General features: G+C 55.3%; 18 protein-coding genes and 2 tRNA genes. 10 read left to right on the forward strand and 10 right to left on the reverse strand.

Annotation, left to right across the window (positions count from 1 at the left end; translation table 11 throughout):
• Positions 1–713 precede the first annotated feature (713 nt).
• Together ACE3MN_RS09425 and ACE3MN_RS09430 are read right to left on the reverse strand one after the other, a co-directional pair.
• The gene (locus ACE3MN_RS09425; protein ID WP_049089250.1) at positions 714–2,168 is read right to left on the reverse strand and encodes an AMP nucleosidase; all 1,455 of its coding nucleotides are present in this window, start codon (positions 2,166–2,168) and stop codon (positions 714–716) included.
• A gap of 132 nt (positions 2,169–2,300) precedes the next feature.
• Positions 2,301–2,558 (reverse strand): signal transduction protein PmrD, encoded by a 258-nt coding sequence (locus ACE3MN_RS09430; protein ID WP_004136545.1) that lies wholly within the window; start codon positions 2,556–2,558, stop codon positions 2,301–2,303.
• A gap of 170 nt (positions 2,559–2,728) precedes the next feature.
• Between ACE3MN_RS09430 and ACE3MN_RS09435 the strand changes: the two genes are divergently transcribed.
• Complete coding sequence (locus tag ACE3MN_RS09435) at positions 2,729–4,270, forward strand: carboxylesterase (RefSeq protein ID WP_049089252.1); 1,542 nt, start codon at positions 2,729–2,731, stop codon at positions 4,268–4,270.
• Here ACE3MN_RS09435 and ACE3MN_RS09440 read toward each other — a convergent pair.
• The gene (locus tag ACE3MN_RS09440; RefSeq protein WP_004136550.1) at positions 4,262–5,194 is read right to left on the reverse strand and encodes a nucleoside recognition domain-containing protein; all 933 of its coding nucleotides are present in this window, start codon (positions 5,192–5,194) and stop codon (positions 4,262–4,264) included. The genes ACE3MN_RS09435 and ACE3MN_RS09440 overlap by 9 nt on opposite strands.
• Before the next feature lie 227 nt (positions 5,195–5,421).
• Here ACE3MN_RS09440 and pagP point away from each other — a divergent pair, with 227 nt between their 5' ends.
• Complete coding sequence (gene pagP, locus ACE3MN_RS09445) at positions 5,422–5,997, forward strand: lipid IV(A) palmitoyltransferase PagP (protein WP_049085689.1); 576 nt, start codon at positions 5,422–5,424, stop codon at positions 5,995–5,997.
• A gap of 106 nt (positions 5,998–6,103) precedes the next feature.
• On the opposite strand, the gene ACE3MN_RS09450 is transcribed toward pagP, so the two are convergent.
• Genes ACE3MN_RS09450 through ACE3MN_RS09460 form a run of 3 tightly spaced genes read right to left on the reverse strand, consistent with a single transcriptional unit; the run spans position 6,104 to position 11,213 of the window.
• The gene (locus tag ACE3MN_RS09450) at positions 6,104–7,027 is read right to left on the reverse strand and encodes an acyltransferase (protein ID WP_162685378.1); all 924 of its coding nucleotides are present in this window, start codon (positions 7,025–7,027) and stop codon (positions 6,104–6,106) included.
• A gap of 38 nt (positions 7,028–7,065) precedes the next feature.
• Complete coding sequence (locus tag ACE3MN_RS09455; RefSeq protein ID WP_049100080.1) at positions 7,066–10,128, reverse strand: efflux RND transporter permease subunit; 3,063 nt, start codon at positions 10,126–10,128, stop codon at positions 7,066–7,068.
• Positions 10,128–11,213: an efflux RND transporter periplasmic adaptor subunit gene (locus ACE3MN_RS09460; RefSeq protein ID WP_049089257.1), complete on the reverse strand. Its 1,086-nt coding sequence runs from the start codon at positions 11,211–11,213 to the stop codon at positions 10,128–10,130. Before ACE3MN_RS09460 ends, ACE3MN_RS09455 begins: the two co-directional genes overlap by 1 nt.
• Positions 11,214–11,746: 533 nt before the next feature.
• Here ACE3MN_RS09460 and ACE3MN_RS09465 point away from each other — a divergent pair.
• From ACE3MN_RS09465 to ACE3MN_RS09475, 3 genes are all read left to right on the forward strand, one after another.
• Positions 11,747–12,178 carry a universal stress protein gene (locus tag ACE3MN_RS09465; RefSeq protein ID WP_004136558.1) on the forward strand — a complete coding sequence of 144 codons (432 nt, stop codon included), beginning with the start codon at positions 11,747–11,749 and terminating at the stop codon, positions 12,176–12,178.
• Positions 12,179–12,228: 50 nt separating this feature from the next.
• Positions 12,229–14,916, forward strand: coding sequence for a cation-transporting P-type ATPase (locus tag ACE3MN_RS09470; RefSeq protein WP_064411584.1), 2,688 nt, complete (start codon positions 12,229–12,231; stop codon positions 14,914–14,916).
• A gap of 168 nt (positions 14,917–15,084) precedes the next feature.
• A complete protein-coding gene (locus ACE3MN_RS09475; protein WP_049131040.1) occupies positions 15,085–16,029 on the forward strand; it encodes an alpha/beta hydrolase in 945 nt (314 codons plus the stop codon).
• Here the strand turns inward: ACE3MN_RS09475 and ACE3MN_RS09480 are convergent.
• Positions 15,950–16,384, reverse strand: coding sequence for a cupin domain-containing protein (locus ACE3MN_RS09480; RefSeq protein ID WP_024359968.1), 435 nt, complete (start codon positions 16,382–16,384; stop codon positions 15,950–15,952). The two genes, ACE3MN_RS09475 and ACE3MN_RS09480, sit on opposite strands and share 80 nt — an antisense overlap.
• Before the next feature lie 126 nt (positions 16,385–16,510).
• On the opposite strand from ACE3MN_RS09480, the gene ACE3MN_RS09485 reads away from it, so the two are divergent.
• The gene (locus tag ACE3MN_RS09485; RefSeq protein WP_024359967.1) at positions 16,511–17,413 is read left to right on the forward strand and encodes a LysR family transcriptional regulator; all 903 of its coding nucleotides are present in this window, start codon (positions 16,511–16,513) and stop codon (positions 17,411–17,413) included.
• A 157-nt stretch (positions 17,414–17,570) separates the two neighbouring features.
• Here the strand turns inward: ACE3MN_RS09485 and ACE3MN_RS09490 are convergent, their stop codons facing one another.
• Positions 17,571–18,491, reverse strand: a complete 921-nt coding sequence (locus tag ACE3MN_RS09490) for a LysR family transcriptional regulator (RefSeq protein WP_102649746.1) — start codon at positions 18,489–18,491, stop codon at positions 17,571–17,573.
• A gap of 140 nt (positions 18,492–18,631) precedes the next feature.
• Between ACE3MN_RS09490 and ACE3MN_RS09495 the strand changes: the two genes are divergently transcribed.
• The 3 genes from ACE3MN_RS09495 (at position 18,632) to ACE3MN_RS09505 (ending at position 19,526) form a co-directional block, all read left to right on the forward strand.
• Positions 18,632–19,021, forward strand: a complete 390-nt coding sequence (locus ACE3MN_RS09495) for a RidA family protein (RefSeq protein WP_082237009.1) — start codon at positions 18,632–18,634, stop codon at positions 19,019–19,021.
• A gap of 71 nt (positions 19,022–19,092) precedes the next feature.
• Entirely contained in the window at positions 19,093–19,224 is a 132-nt protein-coding gene (locus tag ACE3MN_RS09500; RefSeq protein WP_256204679.1) for a hypothetical protein, read from the forward strand.
• Between the two features lie 110 nt (positions 19,225–19,334).
• Entirely contained in the window at positions 19,335–19,526 is a 192-nt protein-coding gene (locus ACE3MN_RS09505) for a zinc-binding dehydrogenase (protein WP_227493330.1), read from the forward strand.
• Positions 19,527–19,726: 200 nt separating this feature from the next.
• Here the strand turns inward: ACE3MN_RS09505 and ACE3MN_RS09510 are convergent.
• Positions 19,727–19,802: transfer RNA gene (locus ACE3MN_RS09510), tRNA-Asn, on the reverse strand.
• Positions 19,803–19,902: 100 nt separating this feature from the next.
• Positions 19,903–20,703, reverse strand: a complete 801-nt coding sequence (mtfA, locus tag ACE3MN_RS09515; RefSeq protein ID WP_155553273.1) for a DgsA anti-repressor MtfA — start codon at positions 20,701–20,703, stop codon at positions 19,903–19,905.
• 90 nt (positions 20,704–20,793) lie between these two features.
• Here mtfA and ACE3MN_RS09520 point away from each other — a divergent pair.
• A tRNA-Ser gene (locus ACE3MN_RS09520) sits at positions 20,794–20,883 on the forward strand.
• Positions 20,884–21,309: the final 426 nt, after the last annotated feature.

A 21,309-nucleotide genomic window follows, 5' to 3' on the forward strand; every position in this document is an offset into this window, starting at 1 on the left:
AAAACCAGGATACAATTAGGGAAATTAGCCCGATCGCGACTGTCCAGAAAAAAAACGTTGCTAATAAAATAAACAGGCGGATATTCCCTATGGTTAATTTCATAAAGCTGTCTTCCCTACTTTTACGAAAATAGTCCATTGCCGATCGCGATAGATAAGCATATCCATGGTTGCTTACCGTCGACATGCGCAATTTAACTCTGGTAATGTAGTAACAAGATATTTGTTGCAAATAACCTGTCGCTATTAAAGGATGATTCCAGGGGGAGAGTAACGCCCATAGGTAACTCTTTGATTATTTTGATCTCTCAATGGCGCTGTCTATCTTGTACCGCTTTTTGGTTGCTTGTGAATTTATGTAATTAATTTAATAGGTTAAGAGACTCCATTCAAGTGTTAATCAAGCCACAGTGGGACGTTTTATGATCATGTGATAAATGTTATTAATATGTTAATAATGTGTTTTTTTTAATCGATGCAGTTATTTTTTTTAATCTCGGAAGTTTAGTAATAATATTTCTCGGATAGGCGGTATGGCCATTTTCGGAGGAATTTTTACCATTAAAGAAAATAAAAACTTTATTGTATTACGGCAGGAGAGTGGTTATTGGCTCTCTGGCCGAACGGCTCTCCTTCGCTAACGCTTAGTCCGGAGGGCATAAATATTTCACGCCACCCGGACTGAGTTTATTCTGCGCGTATGATATCAGCGCTTAGCGGAACGGCGGTTCGTTGAAGGTTCTCAGCTTGCGCGAATGCATGTGGTCGCCTTCGGCGCGCAATAGGTCAATCGCCCGGATACCAATCTGCAAATGTTCGGAGATAGCTCCTTCATAGAAGCGGTTCGCCTGGCCCGGCAGCTTAATTTCGCCGTGCAGCGGTTTATCGGAGACGCACAGCAGGGTGCCGTAGGGGACGCGGAAGCGATAGCCCTGGGCGGCAATGGTCGCGCTTTCCATATCGATAGCCACCGCGCGGCTGAGGTTAAAACGCAGCGCCGAGGCCGAGTAGCGCAGCTCCCAGTTACGATCGTCGGTGGTGACCACCGTTCCGGTACGCAGCCGCTGTTTCACTTCTTCACCGGGCATGCCGCTGACCTGCTTCGTGGCGTCGTAGAGCGCGCGCTGAACTTCGGCAATGCTCGGAATCGGGATATCCGGCGGCAGCACCGCATCCAGCACATGGTCGTCGCGCAGATAGGCGTGGGCCAGCACGTAGTCGCCGATATTCTGGCTTTCACGCAGGCCGCCGCAGTGGCCAATCATCAGCCAGACGTCCGGACGCAGCACCGCCAGATGGTCGCAGATATTTTTGGCATTCGCCGGACCGACGCCAATATTAATCAGCGTGATCCCCTGGCCGTCTTTGGTGATCAGGTGCCAGGCGGGCATCTGGTGCTTTTTCCACGCCAGATCGGAAATCGCCTCTTCCGGCGCCTCCGTGTCCGCCGTTATCCAGATCCCGCCCGCGCAGGAGAGGGCGATATAGGGACTCTCGGGATCGAGAATTTGGCTACAGCCCCAGCGCACGAACTCATCGACGTAGCGGGTGTAGTTGGTAAAAAGCATATACGGCTGGAAATGATCAACCGGCGTGCCGGTATAGTGACGCAGGCGCGCCAGCGAGAAATCGACGCGGCGGGCGTCGAAGTGCGAAAGCGGATAGTATTCCGTCGAATGAAACAGACCATCGGCGGTTTCATCGCCAATTTGCGACAGCTCGGTGGTGGGGAAAAAACGCGTCAGGCCGGCGCTCATTGAACGATCGAGCGTAAGCTCTGAGCCATCAATGACGTACGGATAGGGGATCTCATGCTGCGATAGCCCGACGGTAATCGCGGCATCGTAATCCTGATACAGCATGGTGAGCTGTTCCAGCAGATAGGCGCGAAACAGTTTAGGGTTAGTGATAGTGGTGGTATAGCAACCGCTATGGGTAAAACGACCCCAGGCCCGGGTTTTTAATGCTTTATGTTCCGCTCCGTCCCACGATACCGACAGCTGCGGGTAAACGAACAGTCCTTCCGCACGGGCGCTATTCTCGGGGAGGATATTATGGTGAATATAGTCGCCGATGGCTTTACGCAGCGCATTGACCGATTTTTCATAGAGCGCTTCGAGTTGCCTAAGCGCCTGTTCTGGGGTCAGCCTGGCGGCTTTCTGGTTCATGACTTACTCCTTGTTTCTGCTCTGCTGACGTTTTGCTTAGTATGTCACAGGCTGAACCAGGCGTAGGACAATTTCACCCGCTGAGTTGAGAAAGTACTGAGATTAGAACCGGTTGATGCCAGGGTACGTCGCTTAATGCGCGGTGATATTCACGATGGCGCCCCAGCGTTCAGCGCTAAAATGCGTAGCGTTGAGCACTTTAATCGTGATCGACTTATCGCCGTTGATGCAGTACAACGCGTTAGCCAACGGCGTGAGCTTATCGCCTTCCTGTAAACGTCGGCCGCAGGGCGTGAGTTCGGCAATGATCGTTAACTGGCCGCTTTGCAGAACCGCGTGGGTAGGTGTAGACGTCGAGTTCTCGTGTATTTTCTTAATCCACCATTCCATTTGTTTATTCCTGACCTGTTACACTCCGGCGATAATTCATGTTTGCTTCTCATCTGACAATAAGAACAGGCGGTTGGTTTAGTCTATGTTTAATAAGTGAATCGCAGGATCGGATCCGCTTTGAGTATTACCCACGCCCTCGCAGCTAAAGAGATAATTCGGACAGAAATATGGCAATGATGCGTTTTACCCGCCTGCTGAATAAGTCGGGCTTAAGAATGGTCTCGGTGGTGAAAAAAGCCATTATTGGGCTGCTGGTGGTTGTGATCGTCTTTTTTATTGGCCGTATTTACGAGTCGCAGCGCGGCCCGGCGCTGCACCGCTGGCATACCTGGACGGCGAATGAAATGACCGCCAGCGAGATTGACCACGCCACTTTTGCTGAATACCAGACGCGGGAAGCGGCGATCTTTCGCGATATGAAAAGCAAAATTACCGACACGCTGAGCGACGATGAAAAAACGGCCATTAACCGCTTTTACGCGCAAAGCCTGGTCTATCCGGATAAGTTTCATCCCGACTGGAACCGCTCCTTTATTCTGCTGCCGCAGGGCAAACCGCGCGGCGCGGCGGTGCTGCTCCACGGCCTGACGGATTCGCCCTACAGCGTGCATTATCTGGCGCAGCGCTATCAGCAGCAGGGATTTGTCGCCGTCGCGCCGCGGCTGCCCGGACATGGGACCGCCCCCGGCGCGCTCACCGGGGTGGATCGCGAAGAGTGGATAGCGACAACCCGGCTTGCGGTGCGCGAAGCGACGCGGCTGGCGGGGGATGACGCGCCGCTGCACGTGGTTGGTTACTCCAACGGCGGGGCGCTGGCGCTGAAGTACGCCCTCGATAGCCTTGAGGATAAATCGCTGCGCCGGCCGCAGCAGGTCATCCTGCTGTCGCCGATGATTGGCGTGACCGCATTTGCCCGTTTCGCCGGGCTGGCCGGTTTACCCTCTGTGTTTCCGGCCTTCGCGCGCGCGGCGTGGCTGAACATCGTGCCGGAATTTAACCCCTATAAATACAATTCGTTCCCGGTGAAGGCGGCAAGGCAGTCGTGGCTATTGTCGCAGGCGCTGCAGCAGCAAATCGTGCAGGAAGCACAGAGTAAGCGGCTTTCTGAACTGGCGCCGGTGTTAACTTTCCAGTCGGTGATGGATTCCACGGTCAGCACCCGGGCGGTGGTGGATTCGCTCTATCGCTATCTGCCGGATAACGGTAGCGAACTGGTGATTTTCGATATTAACCAGGCGGCGAATTTGCGCGCGCTATTCCGCCCGTCGCTCTATTCGGCGGTCAATACGTTATTGCCGCCGGCGCCGCGGCCCTACGGCACCACGGTGATTACCAACGCCGCGCCCGACACCTATGAGACGGTAGCCCGCACCACGCTTGCCGGAACGCGAAGCGAAACCGTGACGCCGCTGCATATCGCCTGGCCGCAGGATATGTACTCCCTGTCGCACGTGGCGGTGCCGTTCCCGCTGAGCGATTCGCTCTATGGCCGGGAACCGGCGGAGAAAAATCGCTACGGGATCAGCATCGGGACGATCTCGTTGCGCGGAGAAACCGCTACGCTGAGCGTCGGGCTGGATACGCTGATGCGCGTCACGTCCAACCCGTTTTTCCCGTGGATGATGGTGAGAATTAACCATCATATCGCCTGTAGCGATCGGGCTGATATCGCTGCCTGTCTCCGTCCTGAGTCGGCGGCGTCAGAATAGCGTAAGGTGCATCACGGTACGGATGGCGATCCCGGCGATTGCGCCGGTCGCGGCGAAGCGGAACAGGCGTACGAAGCGCGAGCTGACGCCCAGAAAGATGCCGATGCCGGGGAGGTCGAAGGTCTGCACCAACAGGCCTGCCGAGGCGTTGATCTGGCTTACGGTTACTTTACCCTGCTGAACGAGCTCGGAGACCACGCCGAAGTAGGCCGTACCGCCGGCCACGCATTTGACCAGCGCCGGCAGCACGAAGTTAACCGGGATATTCAGCCACAGCAGCAGCGGCATCAGCAGGCGCTGGAGCATCTCAATCAGGCCCGCCGCCTGCATAAAACCGACGATAGCCAGCGACAGGATCAGCATGGGCACCGCGCCGAGGGCCAGGCGAATGGCGTCGGCGCCGGCGCTGTTGATAACGGCGATTATCCCCTGGCTATTTTGTTCGGCCTCAGGCAGCGCTTCGGCCCGCGCGTTTTCAACCATTGACAGCCTGCGGCCGGTGATATGCCAGGTGACCGCGGCGGCGCACAGTCCGCCGACAATCGAGATAACGATAGAGGCCAGCCAGTGCAGGCCGAAGGGCGTTAACGGATAAAACACGTTGCCTTGACCCATGGCGAAAAGCATCGCCAGCGTGGCGGCCATCTGCCGGTCCGAAGCACCGCGTTTATCCATAATCGCGAGGGTCGCCAGCGGGGCGGCGAAGCTGACAAAATTCATCTGAATCAGGGCAAACGCGCTCATCCCGGTTAAGCCGAACGGCTTAAGCAGCGGGGCGAGCCAGCGAACGATAACGTCCAGTACCCCGCGTACCTCGAGATATTTCATCACGATGAGCATGACGACCATGATTGGCAACAGCGTATAAAGCGCCACATCGACGGACGTTTTCCCCGCCGACATAATAATGCTGATGAAGTCCATCTATTTCTCAATCACTACGGACAGAAAGGATAATTAGCGCCATCATAATCCCAGCGGCAAGGAATTGAAATCGCCGTGGCGGTTCTCACTGTCCTGAAATGGGCGCTTAACTGGACTTGCAATTAGCCCCTGGCCGGTGCAGAAAATTTGTCTGCCGATATTTGCAAAGCCTGTTTTTTGTTCCCAAACTGAATGAACACCGGGCGACTTTCTTTAAGGATAAAACTATGCAACGTTGTCTGCGGGTAGCGTGGGGAATTGTGTTTATTTTCGCCTTTTCAGTACAGGCTGAAACTAAAATATACGGCGAGCAGCGCGTCAGCGGCTGGTGGAACTGGCTAAAAAACGATGTCTCGCAGACCTGGAATGAGCCGCAAAACTACGATCTTTATCTGCCGTTTCTCAGCTGGCACAACCGCTTTATGTACGATAAAGAAAAGACCGATAACTATAATGAAATGCCGTGGGGCGGAGGATTTGGCGTGTCCAGATATAACCAGGAGGGGAACTGGAGTTCGCTCTATGCCATGATGTTCAAGGATTCGCACAACGAGTGGCAGCCGATTATCGGCTACGGCTGGGAGAAGGGCTGGTATCTTGATAGTCGCCGCGATTTTCGCCTTGGCCTTGGCGTCACCGCCGGCATCACCGCCCGCGATGACTTCGCCAACTACGTGCCGCTGCCGATTATTTTGCCGCTTTTCTCCGCCAGCTATCGTCGTCTGAGCGTGCAGTTCACCTATATTCCCGGCACCTATAACAACGGTAACGTGCTGTTCGCGTGGCTACGCTACGGTTTTTAGCCATGCGCGGGCGGCGGCTGGCGCCTTACCCGACCGACAAAGAGAACCTGAATCCTTTCCCCGGGCCCGGTAAGGCGGCGTCCACGCGGCCAGGAATCACAGATCGTCAAATCGTAATCACTTTTTTGATTAGCGAATTGGACAGCGCCAGCATCGAAATCAGCACCGAAGTAATAAACGTGAGGACAATCAGCATTAACTTTGTCCCCAGCGAGTTAATCGGGATAAACGCGGTGAGCAGGTGAAAAACGGAGTAGTGGAGAATATAAACGCCGGTCATCGTTTTGCTAATGGTGGCGAGAAGGGTCTCTTTAAACTCGCTGTTTTTACGAAAACGCACGCCGTTGGCCGCAATAACCAGCGCAACAACCAGAATATAAATTTGTGAACCGGTCAGAATGAACGCATTTCTGTCGGCCTTAAACAGGGCGAAAAAGAAATGCCGCTCGTAAAACCAGGTGAAAAGATAAATAAACGGAATGGCGATCATCGCGCCTTTGACCACTTTTTCACGCCTGAGCCAGTCGGCGACCAGCGGGTCGCTGAACAGCTGACCGGTCAGATAAAATAGCAGCCAGGTCCACAGGCGGTACTGCGGCGCCAGGCTTAGCGCATGAATATCAGGATACAGCGCGGAGAGAAGATCGTAACCATACGAGAGCAGCAGCAGGGAGAACACCGTGGCAAAGAACGCTGTGCGCCTTTGGCTGAGCCACTCGATAACCGGGTGAAAGGTGTAAATGACGATAAACGCAAACACAAACCATGGCTGGATAAGATAGCCGCGCTGGTAGGGCTCCCAGAGATAGTACACCGTCATCCAGAACAGAAAGACGATTACCACGCTCTTGATTTTGCCCAACTGCCATTGTGAATCGTGGCGAGACTGCGAATCCAGATAGCCCGCCACCACAAAAAACAGCGGCGTGGCGATAGTCGAAATAAACGTCAAAAACCCGAGGATCCAGTGATAGTCATAATCATAGCTATCCCAGGTGTTATAAATGGTGAAGAAAGTCACCGCCGTCATGCATCCCAGCGTTTTAATAATATTTAACCCGGTACTATTCATGGTTGTCGCTTCATGTCCTTATTGTGGAAACAGGCGTAGATTACCGGCAGAACCAGCAGCGTCAGAATAGTAGCAAAACCCAGACCAAACATGATAACAACCGCCATGCTCTGGAAGAAAACGTCCAGTAAGAGCGGCGCCAGGCCGAGCACGGTGGTAAACGCCGTCAGCAGGATCGGGCGCAGACGCGACGTGGCGGCATAGATAATGGCCTCCTGTTGTCCTTTCTCCTGCTTCTGCTGTTCAATCTCTTCTACCAGCACGATGCCGTTACGGATCAGCATGCCGCTCAGGCTCAGCAAGCCGATTAACGCCATAAAGCCAAAGGGGATGCCGGTAAGCAAGAAGCCTGGCGTTACGCCAATCAGCGCCAGCGGTACGGTCAGCCAGATAGCCACCGCGTTTTTCAGCGAACTGAACATCAGCACGGTAATCACAAACATCACCAGGTAGCCCAGCGGCAGGGTAGTGAACAGACCCTGCTGCGCCTCGCTGGAGTTCTCCGCATCGCCGCCCCACTCGATGCTGTAGCCGTGCGGCAACGCGATCGCATCAATCTGCGGCTTCACGCGGGACAGGATATCCCCCGACGTCTGGTTGCTCAGCGGATCGGGATCGGTCTGCACCGTCAGCACGCGGCTGCGGTCGCGGCGCAGGATTAGCGGATCTTCCCATTCGAGGTGAAAGCCGCTGACCACGTTACTGAGCGGAATATACTGCTGGCGGCTCTGGCTCCAGACCAGCACGTTATTCAGGTGATTCGCGTCCTGGCGCTCAGCGGCCGGGGGGCGGACGATCACCGGCAGCAGGTCGGCTCCCTCGCGGTACAAGCCTGCCCGGCTGCCGGAAAAGTTCATTTCCAGCGCGTTATCAATGTCCTGTTTATCTACCCCCAGCTCGCGGCCAAGCGCGGTGGAGTACTGCGGGCGGATAACTTTGCTGCGGTTTTGCCAGTCGTTCCGCACGCCATCGGTAGCCGGATCTGCGGAGAGAATATCGCCAACCTGGCTGGCGAGCAGGCGCAGGCGGTCGGGGTCCGGACCTTTAATCCGCACCTCAATGGCGCTGTCGCCGGAAGGGCCGAACATCACGCGTTTCGTGCTGGCGTTGACCTGCGGGTAGTTGCGCGCAATATAGCGATCAACATGCTGCGTCAGCGCGTTAATATTGCGCTGGTCGTCCATACGCACCATGATCTGCGCATAGTTGCTGTACTGCCGCTGACCGCTGTAGGTGAGGATAAACCGCATGCTGCCCTGACCGACGGTGGCCACGGTGGTGACCACCCCGGGCTGGCCGTTAATGGTGGTCTCAATATCGCTGGTCATCTTTTCGGTGGTCGCGATATCGGTACCGTACGGGAGCCAGAGATCGACAAAGAAAATCGGCGTATTTGACGAGGGGAAAAAGTTTTGCCGCACCGATCCGAACCCCCAGATAGCGGCGGCCAATAGCGCCGCCATGATGGTCAGGGTGAGGGTTTTGCGCAGCAGAAGGGCTTGCAGAGCCTGCTGATACAGGCGGTAAAAGCGCCCGCCGTACGGGTTGGCGTTGGCCTGCGCTACCGGCTGCGATTGATTTTTAAATAGCCACCATTTAATCAGCACCGGGGTAATGGTCAGCGCCGAGAACCAGCTCAGCATGAGCGAAATCAGCAGTACCTGGAACAGCGATTTACAGTATTCTCCGGTCGAGTCCTGCGACAGGCCAATCGGCGCAAAGGCGAGAATGGCAATTACCGTGGCCCCCAGCAGCGGCAGCGCCGAACGGCGGATCACATAATTTATCGCCGTAAGCAGCGTAGACCCCTGCTGGCGGGCGATCAGCACCCCTTCGACGATGACGATGGCGTTATCGACCAGCATACTGAGGGCGATAATCAGCGCCCCCAGCGAAATGCGCTGCAGCTCGATGCCCCACAAATACATGATCAGCAGCGTGCCGAGCACGTTGAGCGCCAGCGACAGGGCGATAATAATGCCGCTGCGCACGCCCATAAAGATCAGCAGGACCCCAACGACAATCGCCAGCGCCATCAGGAAGTTAGTGATAAAACCGTTGACCGAGTGGGCGACTTCCGCCGCCTGATCGTAGAACAGGTCAATGCTGATCCCGGCCGGTTTTTCCGCCGACATCTGCTCCAGCTTGCTCTCCAGCGCGCGGCCAACATCAATCACGTTAACCCCGGGAATAAACGATACCCCCATGGTGACTGCCTGGCGGCCGTTGGCATGGTAGATGCTGGCGGGCGTTTCGCTCAGCCCGCGCGATAGCGTGGCGATATCGCGCAGCCGCGTCGCCGTTCCCGAACCGTGCGGGCTGATTAACAGGTCGCCGAGCTCATCGAGGTTGGCAAATTCCCCCGTCGGGTGCAGGCGGATCGACTCGCTGCCGGATTTAATCTCGCCGGCGTTAGATACCACATTCAACCGGCTGAGGATAGCCGCCAGCTGGTTGAGCGTGATGCCGCGGGCGGCCATTTTCGCCAGCGAGATATCGATGTTGATTTGCTGAGGGATCGCCCCGCCGATGGCGACTTTGCCGACGCCGGGAACCAGCACCAGTTCGCGGCGCAGCTGCTCGGCGTAGCGAACCAGTTCAGGATTGGTAAAGCTATCGCCGGAGATAGCAAAGAAGAAGCCAAAGACATCGCCAAAATCATCATTTACAAACGGGGAGGCGACGCCGGGAGGAAATTGACGGGCGGCGTCGCCCACCCGGCGGCGCAGTTCATCCCAGATTTGCGGCAGCTCGCTGGAGTGGTAGTGCGAGGCGATATTGACGGTGATTTGCGACAGGCCGTTGGAGGAGATCGAACTGACGTTGTCGAGATACGGCAGCTGCTGCAGCGCGTTTTCGAGCGGCAGGGTGACTTCTTCTTCAACCTGCTGTGCCGACGCGCCGGGATAATGGGTGATCACCACGGCGGTTTTGATGGTAAACGCCGGGTCTTCCAGACGGCCAATATTCAGCAGGGCGAAGATCCCCCCGATGCCCAGCAGCAAAATAGTCAGCCAGACGCGGATCGGGTTGTTAATAAACTGGCGGGAGATATCCATTACAAACCTCGTTCACGCGTCCAGATACGAACCGGCTGTTGCGCATGCAATTCGCTGACGCCTGCCGCCACTACACGCTCGCCGACGCTGAGCCCTTCGGTGATCACCACGCCCTGAGAGGTGACCTGACCAACGCCGACTTGTCTCTCTTCCAGCTTAAGCTGGTCGCCGCTGCCCTGAACGACCCAGACGTGGGGGTCATTGCGCGGGCGATTATCCGGGTTAAACACCGCTTCGACCGGCACCACCACCGCATTTTTACCGGCGCTGGCGGGCAGGTTCGCCAGGTTAATTGTCACCGTTCCGCTCACGCCTCCCACCGCTGGAAAGTCGGCCGGTCGCGGCATGGTCAGGATGATTTGCCAGGTGAGCGTGCTGCTGTCGCTGCTGCCGGTGTGCTCTTTATATTCGGCGGTAAACTGGCGGTCCGGCATGGCGTTAATTTTGACGACCGGACGATACTGCGCGTTGCGAATATCGAGCGCGGTAAAGAGATTTTCCGGAACGCTAAACACCACGTCGAGCAGATCGGTTCGCGTCAGGGTCACAATCGGCTGCCCGGCGGCAACCACCTGATGGTTACGTACCGGGACGTAAGCGGCAACGCCGCTGAACGGGGCGGTCAACGTCATTTGCGACAGCTCTTCGCGGGCGATTTTCAGCGCGGCGTTGGCCGCGTCGCGGTTGGCCCGCTGGATATCCATTTCCGCCTTTGAAATCGCCTGGCGACCGGCCAGCGTCTGGAAACGATCGAACTGCCGCTGGGCGAGGGTGGCGGCAGTCTGCCGTTCATTCACGCGCTGCTGCGCCTCCCGTGCGCTGAGGCGGGCAAGGGGCTGCCCCTGAGTAATAGCGGCCCCCTGACGTACATCAAGCGATTCAATCTGCCCGCCGCGTTTAAAAGATAAATCGGTGGAATCCCCGGACTCAATGCGGGCGGGGAATACTCGCTGCTGTGAATCACCGATGGCAACCACCTCGGCGACTTTGACCATCCGCGGCAGCGGGGTAATTTGAGGTGCTTTCCGATCGCAAGCCGTTGTTATTAAAATAACAAGCGGAATGAGAGAAAAATAACGATTCACTGTATTCCCCTCGGAGTTAAAGGCTATGTTTTACATATTGTTCACAATCGCTGATTTTATTCAGCGAGCGCCGAGACAACGAAATAGGTAATTAACCCGGTAGCCGTACAGGCGATTATTGCCAGGGCAATAAACAGGCTCAGGCGAAACAGACTGTAACCGAACATCGTTCCTCCTTTAGCTTAAATAGCTGGCTAAGTAAATTCTTATCTTAATAATTGTTGTGGGGCGCCAGAAAGCGAGCAAGCCACTGATAATGAGGATAGTCGTAGTAAAACGGAAATGTTAAAAAGAGCAAAAATTATGGCGATGTCGACGATTTTACCGGGTTTGTAGTCGAATTGTCTGGCTGTGCCTGGCTCTGTGATATTTTTCAATATATTAATTGGCTGCTTAATAATGTTAACCGTGGTGTGCTACGTTTAATTATAGCCACGCGTCTAACAGATTTTGTTCTTGAGATTGCTTCCTCAGCACCATTGCTTGGGCTGTTTTCACCACCTTTTTTTATAGGTAATAAAAGGATTGTCTCTATGTATAAAAATATCCTCGTGCCGGTTGATGTGTTTGAAATCGGTCTTGCCGACAAGGCCTTATCCCATGCCCGATTCCTTGCGCAAAGCTCTGCCGGAAAGATTCATCTCCTGCACGTCATTCCCGCTTTTTCCCCGGTGCTGACGCGCGGTTTTATTTCCGATGCACGGAAAATGGAAGACTATCTGGTTAATACATCTAAAGAAAAGCTGGACGAGCTCAGTAAAAAACTCTCGCTGGCGGAAAACGAAATCCAGATTCACATACGCAGCGGCAACATTCGCGATGAAGTGACCAAACTGGCCGATGAGCTGAAGGCGGATGTGGTGATCGTCGGTTCGCGCAATCCCAATATTCAGACCCATCTGCTGGGGTCGGAGGCGGCAGGTATTGTTCGTTATGCCCATGTTCCGGTTTTTGTGGTGCGTTGAGGGTGGCCTGAGGCTGTCCTGATTTCCGTTACAGGAGTGAGGAGATAACTATGAGTACAGAAAAACCGGGCGGCCCGTTTTATCAGCTCTCCGTAGAAGAAACGCTGACCAGCACCAACAGCACCCCGGAAGGCATCAGCGGCGCCGAGGCATCGGCGCGCTTGCAGCAATATGGTGAAAATGCGCTGCCGCAAAAAGCCGGAAAGCCGGCGTGGCTGCGCTTTCTGGCGCATTTTAATGATGTGTTGATTTACGTCCTGCTGGCGGCGGCGCTGCTGACGGCGGTCATGGGCCACTGGGTAGATACCCTGGTAATTCTGGGCGTGGCGGTGATTAACGCGCTGATCGGCCATATCCAGGAGAGCAACGCGGAAAAATCGCTCCAGAGCATTCGCAATATGCTCTCCAGCGAGGTAGTGGTGATTCGTCAGGGTAATCATGAAACGATTCCGACCACCGCTCTGGTTCCCGGCGATATCGTGGTGATCCGCGCAGGCGATCGTATTCCCGCCGACCTGCGGGTGATCGAAGCGCATAATCTGCGGGTGGAAGAGGCGATTCTGACCGGTGAATCGACGGTGGTGGAGAAAAGCACCGAGGCGCTCAGCGGTGAACTGCCGCTTGGCGATCGGACGAACCTGCTGTTTTCCGGCACTACGGTGAGTTCGGGCGGCGGAAAAGGCCTGGTGGTGGCGACCGGCGGCGATACCGAGCTGGGCCACATTAACCAGATGATGTCGGATATCGAAAAGCACCGTACGCCGCTGCTGGTGCAGATGGATAAGCTCGGCAAAGCCATCTTTATCATCATTCTGGTGATGATGGCCGCGCTATTTGTCTTCAGCCTGCTGTTCCGCGATATGCCGGTTTCTGAACTGATGCTGTCGTTGATTAGCCTCGCGGTGGCGTCGGTGCCGGAAGGGCTACCGGCGATTATCTCGATTATCCTCTCGCTCGGCGTACAAACCATGGCCCGGCAGAAGGCGATTATCCGCAAGCTGCCGACCGTGGAAACCCTCGGCGCGATGACGGTGATCTGCTCGGATAAAACCGGGACGCTGACCATGAACGAGATGACGGTCAAGGCCGTTATCACCGCCGATAAGGTTTATCGGGTAGAAGGCGACAGCTACGAGCCGGTAGGGAATATTCATCCGATCGATGAACCCGCCCCGATAACCGTTGCGCCGGGCACGCTGCTGGAACGCTATCTGCGCACCATCGACCTGTGTAATGACAGCCAGCTTATCAAAGATGAAAGCGGGCTGTGGAAAATTACCGGCGGCCCGACCGAAGGGGCGCTGAAGGTGCTGGCGGCGAAAGTCCCGCTCCCGGCGGTCAACACCGAGCTGCGCAGTAAAATACCTTTCGATTCACAGTACAAATATATGTCGACGCTGTACCGCATCGGCGATGAAGAGATGATTTTGATTACCGGCGCGCCCGATGTCCTGTTTCGCCTGTGCCAGCATCAGCAAACCGATCATGGCCTGGAGCCGCTCGACCAGCCTTACTGGGAAGCGAAAATCGAAGAGTACGCGCGGGAAGGGCTGCGGATGGTGGCGGCGGCGTGGAAACCGGCAGCCGACGGGCAAACGGAGCTTGGCCATCAGGATTTGCAGCAGGGCGTCATTCTGCTGGGGATCGCCGGGATGATGGATCCGCCGCGACCGGAGGCGATTACGGCGATCGGCGACTGCCTGCAGGCCGGGATCCGCGTGAAGATGATCACCGGCGACCACCCGCAAACCGCCATGAGTATCGGCAAGATGCTGGGGATCGGCAATGCGGAAAACGCCATTACCGGGCGCGAGCTGGAGGTGATGGACGATATTCAACTTAGCGAAGCGGCGCAGAAATTTGATATTTTCGCGCGTACCAGCCCGGAAGATAAATTCCGCCTGGTCCAGGCGCTGCAAAGCAGGAAAGAGGTGGTCGGGATGACCGGCGATGGCGTGAACGACGCCCCGGCGCTGAAGCAGGCCGATGTCGGGATCGCCATGGGGATTAAGGGTACCGAAGTGACCAAGGAGGCCGCTGATATGGTGCTTACCGATGATAACTTCGCCACCATTGCCAGCGCCGTCAGAGAAGGGCGCCGGGTCTACGATAACCTGAAGAAAACCATCCTGTTTATCATGCCGACTAACCTGGCGCAGGGGCTGTTAATTATTATCGCGCTGCTGGCGGGGAATTTAATACCGCTGACGCCGGTGCTGATCCTGTGGATGAACATGGCGACCTCCGCCACGCTGTCGTTTGGCCTGGCGTTTGAAGCCGGTGAGAAGAACATCATGCGCCGTCCGCCGCGCGATCCTAAGCTGCACGTAATGGACGGCTTTGCTATCTGGCGGGTGATTTTTGTCGGTTCGATGATTGCCGTTAGCGCCTTTGTGCTTGAGGCCTGGCTGCAGCCGCGCGGCTATTCGCCTGAGTTTATTCGCACGGTGCTGTTGCAGACGCTGGTCACCGCCCAGTGGTTCTATATGCTTAACTGCCGGGTTGCGGATGGCTTCTCATTGAGTAAAGGGCTGCTGGCGAACCGCGGGATCTGGATTGTCAGCGGGGTGCTGCTGGTGCTGCAGCTGCTGATTATCTACGCGCCGTTTATGCAGATGCTGTTTGGTACCGAAGCGCTGCCGTTCCGCTACTGGGTGATCACCTTTATTATCGGTTTTGTCATGTTCCTTATTGTAGAGGTTGAGAAACCGCTGACCCGGAGATGGCGCACGGCCTGAACCTCACCCGGAGGCGCTGCTGCGCACCTGTCCTGGCTACCCGTACGATGATGATTGGATAGCCGGACAGGTGCAACGCGCCGCCCAGGGAATCCCCTCTTCGCTTGCAATTGAGATTGATATTGGCAATCATTATCATTAATGATGGCGTGCTGGAAAAATCAACCGATGTTAATCCGTAAGTTTTATTCTGCTTATCCGCCTAAAGGGCGGATTTGTATCGCCGCGCTGGTCTGCGCGTTCTACGGCATTAACGCTGACGCCAAACCGGATATGAGACCGTTAGGGCCGAATATCGCCGACCGCGGCTCAGCGTATTATCACTTCAACGTTGCTTATTTCGATTCGCTTGACGGCGAACGGCATTATAAGGTCTGGACCGCGATACCGAACGCGGCGCCGCCAGCAGAGGGGTATCCCATTCTCTACGCTCTGGACGGCAACGCGGTGATGGACCGGGTGTCCGACTCGCTGCTTGCGCAGCTTACGCAAAAAACGCCGCCCGTTATTGTGGCCGTGGGCTATCAAACGACATTGCCCTTTGATCAGAACGCCAGAGCCTATGACTACCGGCCGACCGTCAAGGAGAATTCTGCCGATAGCGGGCGGGACTCGCGCAAAAGCGGCGGTAGCGAGGCATTTCGCCAGCTATTACAGAATACTATCGTGGAAAACGTTGAGCGCGGGATGAAGATTGACCCGCGGCGACGGGCGATCTGGGGGCACTCCTACGGCGGATTATTTATTATTGATTCCTGGCTGGCGTCATCCCGCTTCCGGATCTATTTTTCTGCCAGTCCTTCCCTGGGACGAGGCAATGCCTCGTTGTTAGATAAGATGGCCGAGGCAAAAGCCGATGCGTTTAGCCAGAAGTCCCTGTACCTGATGGAAGGGGCGGTTGCGACGCAGCGGGTCTCTTCCGCAGGGGCAGAAGAGACCCGGGGCAACGTCCTGCAGACGGTTTCTCTGCTCAAGAAAAAGGGCGTGGCGGTCAACTGGTGGCCTTATCCCGGGCTGTCTCACGGGGAGATGTTTAACGCCTCGTTGCAAAGCGCGCTGCTTGAGGTAGCAGACGGTACGCTTCGTCGGCGACCGGCTCCAGCCATTCGTTAGACGCCCCTTCGGCAGGGACGGCAACGGCAAGATGCGCAAACCAGCTATCGGCGGCCGCACCGTGCCAGTGTTTGACCCCCGCAGGAATATTCACCACATCCCCGGCGGTAAGCTCACGCGCCGGTTGATTCCACTCCTGATACCAGCCGCGTCCGCCGGTTACCAGCAGGATTTGTCCGCCTTTATGGTGGATATGCCAGTGGTTTCGACAGCCGGGCTCAAACACCACATTGCCGATATTGACGCCTTCCGTGGAGAGCATATTCAGGTAGCTGGTGCCCTGAAAATACTGCGCATAAGCCTCGTTTTTCTTCCCCTTGGGGAAGATACCGTTACCGTCAAATTGTTGGTTCATGGTGTCTCCACAGTTCAGTTTCGGGCTTCAAGCTAGCCATTACGGCTCACGGAACAAAGTGTAGAGAAGGTTCGATTAAATGATAAGATGCTCAAATATGAATACACTGGTGCACATAATTCACCAATGATGAGCAAAGAAAAACTTAACGATTTGCAGGCCTTTGCCACGGTGGCCCAGGAGCGAAGCTTCACCCGGGCCGCAGCCATCCTGGGCGTATCCCGTTCAGCGCTGAGCCATACGCTGCTCGGGCTGGAAGAGCGCCTCGGGGTGAGGTTATTAATCCGCACCACGCGCAGCGTTTCGCCAACCGATGCCGGGACCCGCCTGCTTGCGGTGCTTGCGCCGCGGCTGAATGAAATTGAGACTGAACTGGCTTCACTGCGCGCTTCACGAGATAAACCCGCCGGAACGGTGCGTATTACCGCGAACGATCACGCCATCGTCACCGTGCTCTGGCCTCGCCTGCAGCCCTTGTTAAATCAACATCCGGATATCAATATCGAATTCAGCGTCGGATATGAACTCACCGATATTGCCGCCCAACGCTTTGATGCCGGCGTGCGTATGGGCGATCAGGTGGATAAGGATATGATTGCGGTGCGCATAACGCCCGATGTGCAGATGGCGGTGGTCGCCGCCCCCGGCTATCTCTCCGGCAGGGCGACGGTAAAACGACCTGAGGATCTGATGGCGCATAACTGCATTAATTTGCGTTTGCCCACCCACGGCGCGCTGTACGCCTGGGAGTTCGAAAAGGGGGACCAGAAAACCAGCGTTCGTGTCGAAGGACAAACCGTGTTCAACAATACCTTTCTGATGATGCAGGCCGCGCTGGACGGGGCAGGGATTGCCTATGTTCCCCGCGACTTAGCGGCGCAACATATTGCCACGCAAGCACTGGTGCCGCTGCTCGCCGAGTGGTGTCCTAATTTTCCGGGATATTACCTGTATTACCCGGGCCGACAGCATCTTCCGGCGGCGTTTACGCTGGTGGTTGACGCGCTGCGTTGGCACCGCAGGGAGTGATGTCGGCAGCGCTATGGTTGCGGGCTTCTTAAACTGACCGGGGTCGACGTTGCCAGTAACCGGCAAATAAATACGCTAAATCAGCATTCCCTCTGTCAAGACCATCAGAATGATCGCCAATCGACGCTGATGAGAGAATCTGGGGGCTGGGATGTCGTTACTTATAGTTGGAATTGGGGACATGCTGCTGCATCAATTCAACGATCCAATCAATAAAAACGCGCAGTTTGGCGTTGACATGGCGGTTCGGCGGAAACGCCAGGTGCAGAGGCATTGGACTGATACGCCATTGTGTAAATAACGGAATCAAAGAGCCAGCAGCCTGATGCGCTGCCGCCATATAGACCGGCAGCGCAATCACGCCTAACCCGGCTAAGCCAGCTTCGAGGTAAGCATTGCCATCATCCACGGCAAGTACATAACTGCCCGTGATTTCAATATGTTCACTCTCACTGCGCAATACCAGAGGATCAATCTTGCTGGTGCGTGAGGATAAGAATCCCACTATGCGATGGTCGGTGTTTTCCAGCTCTCGCGGGTGCGCAGGGGCGCCAAGGCGTTTCACGTAACTGGGGGCGACGTAGACGCCGATTTGCAAATCGCCGACATGGCGTGCGATCAGGGACTTGTCGTTGATTTCGCCACCGCGCAGGACGCAATCCACGTTGTCGCCGATCAGATCCACCACCCGGTCACTCACGCCCATGTCGAACTGGATATCAGGGTAACGTGCGTGGAAAACCGGTAGCGCCGGCACCAGGATGAGGCGGGCCAGTGGACTGGGCACATCCACCCGTAGCCGTCCCCTGGGCGTCATCGCCGCACTGGACAGGCTGTTCTCAGCATCCTCCATGTCCGCCAACAGGCGAATGACGCGCTCGTAGTAGACCGCGCCATCGGGAGTCACACCGAGCCTGCGGGTGGTGCGATGGAGCAATTTGACGCGCAGGCGCGCTTCTAGCTGCTGAATGAGTTGCGTCACCGTGGTTTTGCTCATATGAAGCGTTTGGGCAGCCTTTGTGAAGCTACCTGCCTCTACCACGCGAGCAAAGGCGCGCATCGCATCGAAACGATCCATTCCTGGTCCTCATTTTCACCGATTGTTTGGATATTACAAACAATGATGGACAAAGTCGCTTGTTTATCCACCCGATCTCACACCTGTAAAGTGTCTTTATGTTCACCGGGCTGATTTCGCCCCATTGCAAAGGTACAAACATGACGGCACGCGAAGCAGTTTTTCCGTTTGGTCGGCAGGCGCTCTATGAGCGCAATCGCTATTCACCGGCCATCAAATCTAACGGTTTCTTGTTCGTTTCGGGGCAGGTTGGTAGCCGCGAGGATGGTTCGCCTGAGCCCGATCTAAAAGCGCAGGTCAGGCTGGCATTCAATAATCTTAATGCTGTTCTCGCGGCTGCGGGCTGCACGTTTGGTGACGTGGTTGACGTTACCCTCTTTGTCGTCGATCCCGAGACAAACCTCGCCGCTATCTGGAGTATCCTGCCAGAATATTGGGGGGAAGCGCCTTACCCTACGTTGACCGGGATCGGCGTGACGTGGCTGTATGGATTCAAGTTTGAGATTAAGGTGATTGCCAGGCTGCCCTAAGCGTTACGGAGCCGTGTGGCAGCGGGCGATGGTGGTGACTGCCGAGCGGTCAGAGAGACGGAGGAATACTTGTGAAAGCAGCGGGTTATGACGTGCAAGGCGCTCCCGGCGTCCTGAAATATGTCGATATTCCCGATCCGGTCGCGGAACCTGACGACGTTCTGATTTCTGTCGAGACTATCTCAATTGAAGGGGGGATCTGATCAACCGCCGTTCAACGCCGCCTCCTTGTCCTTCATGGGTCGTCGGCTACGCGGCCGCGGGCAGTCTGACTGTCGATCTGTGGTCGCCAATGCAGTCTAACCAGACACTCATGGGGGTATTCATAGGACCCCTTTTTGAAAGGCACGGAGTTCGGACACGTGTGGACGACATGTTGCAGGCTGTAGCTGCAGGGCGCATCAGGGTTGTCATTTACCGCATCTTCCCCCAGGCTAACGCTGCCGCAGCCCATAAATTCGCTGAGACAGCGAAATCGCTTGGCCGCATCGTTATGAAACCATGAGGCGGGTTTGACCAGTATGAGCGAGTGGCGGTAAGACTGTCTTAGAAGAGTTTTGTAATGGTACTCACTTTCTGTTTTTGAGGCGTTAAGGGACATTTGGGGTACTCCGTCATTGAACCCACTTGATCCCAAAATTCTTCCGCTGTGGAGGAGGAAATGAAAATAAAAAAAGCCTGCTTCAAAAGCAGGCTTTTCAAATTTGGCTCCTCTGACTGGACTCGAACCAGTGACATACGGATTAACAGTCCGCCGTTCTACCGACTGAACTACAGAGGAATCGTGTGAACGAGGCGAATACTACTGGTCTCGTATTTTTGTGTCAACACCAAATTTAACTTGCTGATTCAAATGGCTAAATTTAGCGCAGGTCGTTGTTTTAGTGTACTACCGGGTTATCGCTATCATCTGGCGGGCTATTCTCACGTAATCTCTTCAGCGGATCCTGACGATAAAAAAGGCAGAAACGCTGCCAAAGCGCGGGAAAGCGGGGAGCAAATAGCTCTGGCGCGCTGAAGAAGTATTCAGAGAGCACGGCGAAACATTCGGCAGGGTCGGTGGCCGCATACGCATCGATACTCGCGGCGCTTTCACCGACCAGGTCTATCTCATCCTGAATATTGTTCATAGCGGCATGGAGATCGTGTTCCCAGCCCGCTACCTCACGCAGGGGGATGAAGGGTACGCCGCTTGCGCGATCGCCATTGCGGGTATCCAGCTTATGCGCCACTTCATGGACTATCAGATTGAAACCGGACGCATCGAAGGAGTCCTGAATATCCAGCCAGTTGAGTACAATCGGCCCCTGCTGCCAGCTTTGACCTGATTGTACGATTCGCTGGTTATGCACCAGGCCGATATCATCTTCCCATTCGTCATCGACGACGAACGGGGCAGGGTAGATAAGCACTTCGTGAAAACCATCTAACCATTCGATACCCAGCTCGAGAACCGGCAGGCAAAACAGTAGCGCGATACGAGCGCTGTGCAGGGGAGTAAGCTCGAGCCCCTGTAAGGCAACCAGACGCTTTTGTTGTAAAAAGCGGGAAGCCATCTGCACCAGCTGCTGCTGCTCATGTTCGGAGAGGTTGGCTAATACGGGAATGGCAAGCGCCTTTTCCCAGGGGATTTCCGCGTTGCCGGACTCTTCATCTGCTTTCCAGGGCCATTTAAATATCATATTGCTCGCAAAGTCGTCACTTGAACTGAATTAAAGAGACAGGAACTATTAAAATGCCAAAGAACCTGGCATTATAGCAACCTCAACAGCGGAGAGATGCCGGAGCGGCTGAACGGACCGGTCTCGAAAACCGGAGTAGGGGCAACTCTACCGGGGGTTCAAATCCCCCTCTCTCCGCCACTTTTCAACAAAATCAATCAGTCACAAAGCGCTTTTGATTTTGCCCTGCATGAATCCCTGCATTAAAATTTCTTTCTATCGCTCTGTTTTCTCGCCTCTAACGCTGTCTTTTTTACCATGTTGCCTCTTGTTGGGCATCCACTTTTATCCTCTTTAGCTCACAAGCTCACACTCTTAACAATAACTTAGCCCGTCGCGCATCCCTGATAACAAAGCAGTTAACTGCCCTTGCTACACACGGATTCTGTAAGAGTATCTTAAAGAGAATGGATGATGGATGAAAAGGAGCGAACTCAGGAAAGCAGTAAAAGCATGGTTTGTTGTCGAGTGAGCGCTATGAGGCGATAGAGAAACTTATGACCCTGGCCGGAGCTGCCTTGATAAAAACTATCCCGCGCGGATCTGGCGCGGGATCATGTGCCTGTA

Source organism: Klebsiella grimontii, assembly GCF_042137965.1.
GTDB classification, from domain to species: domain Bacteria; phylum Pseudomonadota; class Gammaproteobacteria; order Enterobacterales; family Enterobacteriaceae; genus Klebsiella; species Klebsiella grimontii.

Bases quoted from the DNA above. Each gene is read 5' to 3' on its own strand.
- ACE3MN_RS09425 (WP_049089250.1), bottom strand. From the start codon at position 2,168: ATGAACCAGAAAGCCGCCAGGCTGACCCCAGAACAGGCGCTTAGGCAA.
- ACE3MN_RS09430 (WP_004136545.1), bottom strand. From the start codon at position 2,558: ATGGAATGGTGGATTAAGAAAATACACGAGAACTCGACGTCTACACCT.
- ACE3MN_RS09435 (WP_049089252.1), top strand. From the start codon at position 2,729: ATGGCAATGATGCGTTTTACCCGCCTGCTGAATAAGTCGGGCTTAAGA.
- ACE3MN_RS09440 (WP_004136550.1), bottom strand. From the start codon at position 5,194: ATGGACTTCATCAGCATTATTATGTCGGCGGGGAAAACGTCCGTCGAT.
- pagP (WP_049085689.1), top strand. From the start codon at position 5,422: ATGCAACGTTGTCTGCGGGTAGCGTGGGGAATTGTGTTTATTTTCGCC.
- ACE3MN_RS09450 (WP_162685378.1), bottom strand. From the start codon at position 7,027: ATGACGGCGGTGACTTTCTTCACCATTTATAACACCTGGGATAGCTAT.
- ACE3MN_RS09455 (WP_049100080.1), bottom strand. From the start codon at position 10,128: ATGGATATCTCCCGCCAGTTTATTAACAACCCGATCCGCGTCTGGCTG.
- ACE3MN_RS09465 (WP_004136558.1), top strand. From the start codon at position 11,747: ATGTATAAAAATATCCTCGTGCCGGTTGATGTGTTTGAAATCGGTCTT.
- ACE3MN_RS09470 (WP_064411584.1), top strand. From the start codon at position 12,229: ATGAGTACAGAAAAACCGGGCGGCCCGTTTTATCAGCTCTCCGTAGAA.
- ACE3MN_RS09475 (WP_049131040.1), top strand. From the start codon at position 15,085: ATGTTAATCCGTAAGTTTTATTCTGCTTATCCGCCTAAAGGGCGGATT.
- ACE3MN_RS09480 (WP_024359968.1), bottom strand. From the start codon at position 16,384: ATGAACCAACAATTTGACGGTAACGGTATCTTCCCCAAGGGGAAGAAA.
- ACE3MN_RS09485 (WP_024359967.1), top strand. From the start codon at position 16,511: ATGATGAGCAAAGAAAAACTTAACGATTTGCAGGCCTTTGCCACGGTG.
- ACE3MN_RS09490 (WP_102649746.1), bottom strand. From the start codon at position 18,491: ATGGATCGTTTCGATGCGATGCGCGCCTTTGCTCGCGTGGTAGAGGCA.
- ACE3MN_RS09495 (WP_082237009.1), top strand. From the start codon at position 18,632: ATGACGGCACGCGAAGCAGTTTTTCCGTTTGGTCGGCAGGCGCTCTAT.
- ACE3MN_RS09505 (WP_227493330.1), top strand. From the start codon at position 19,335: ATGGGGGTATTCATAGGACCCCTTTTTGAAAGGCACGGAGTTCGGACA.
- mtfA (WP_155553273.1), bottom strand. From the start codon at position 20,703: ATGATATTTAAATGGCCCTGGAAAGCAGATGAAGAGTCCGGCAACGCG.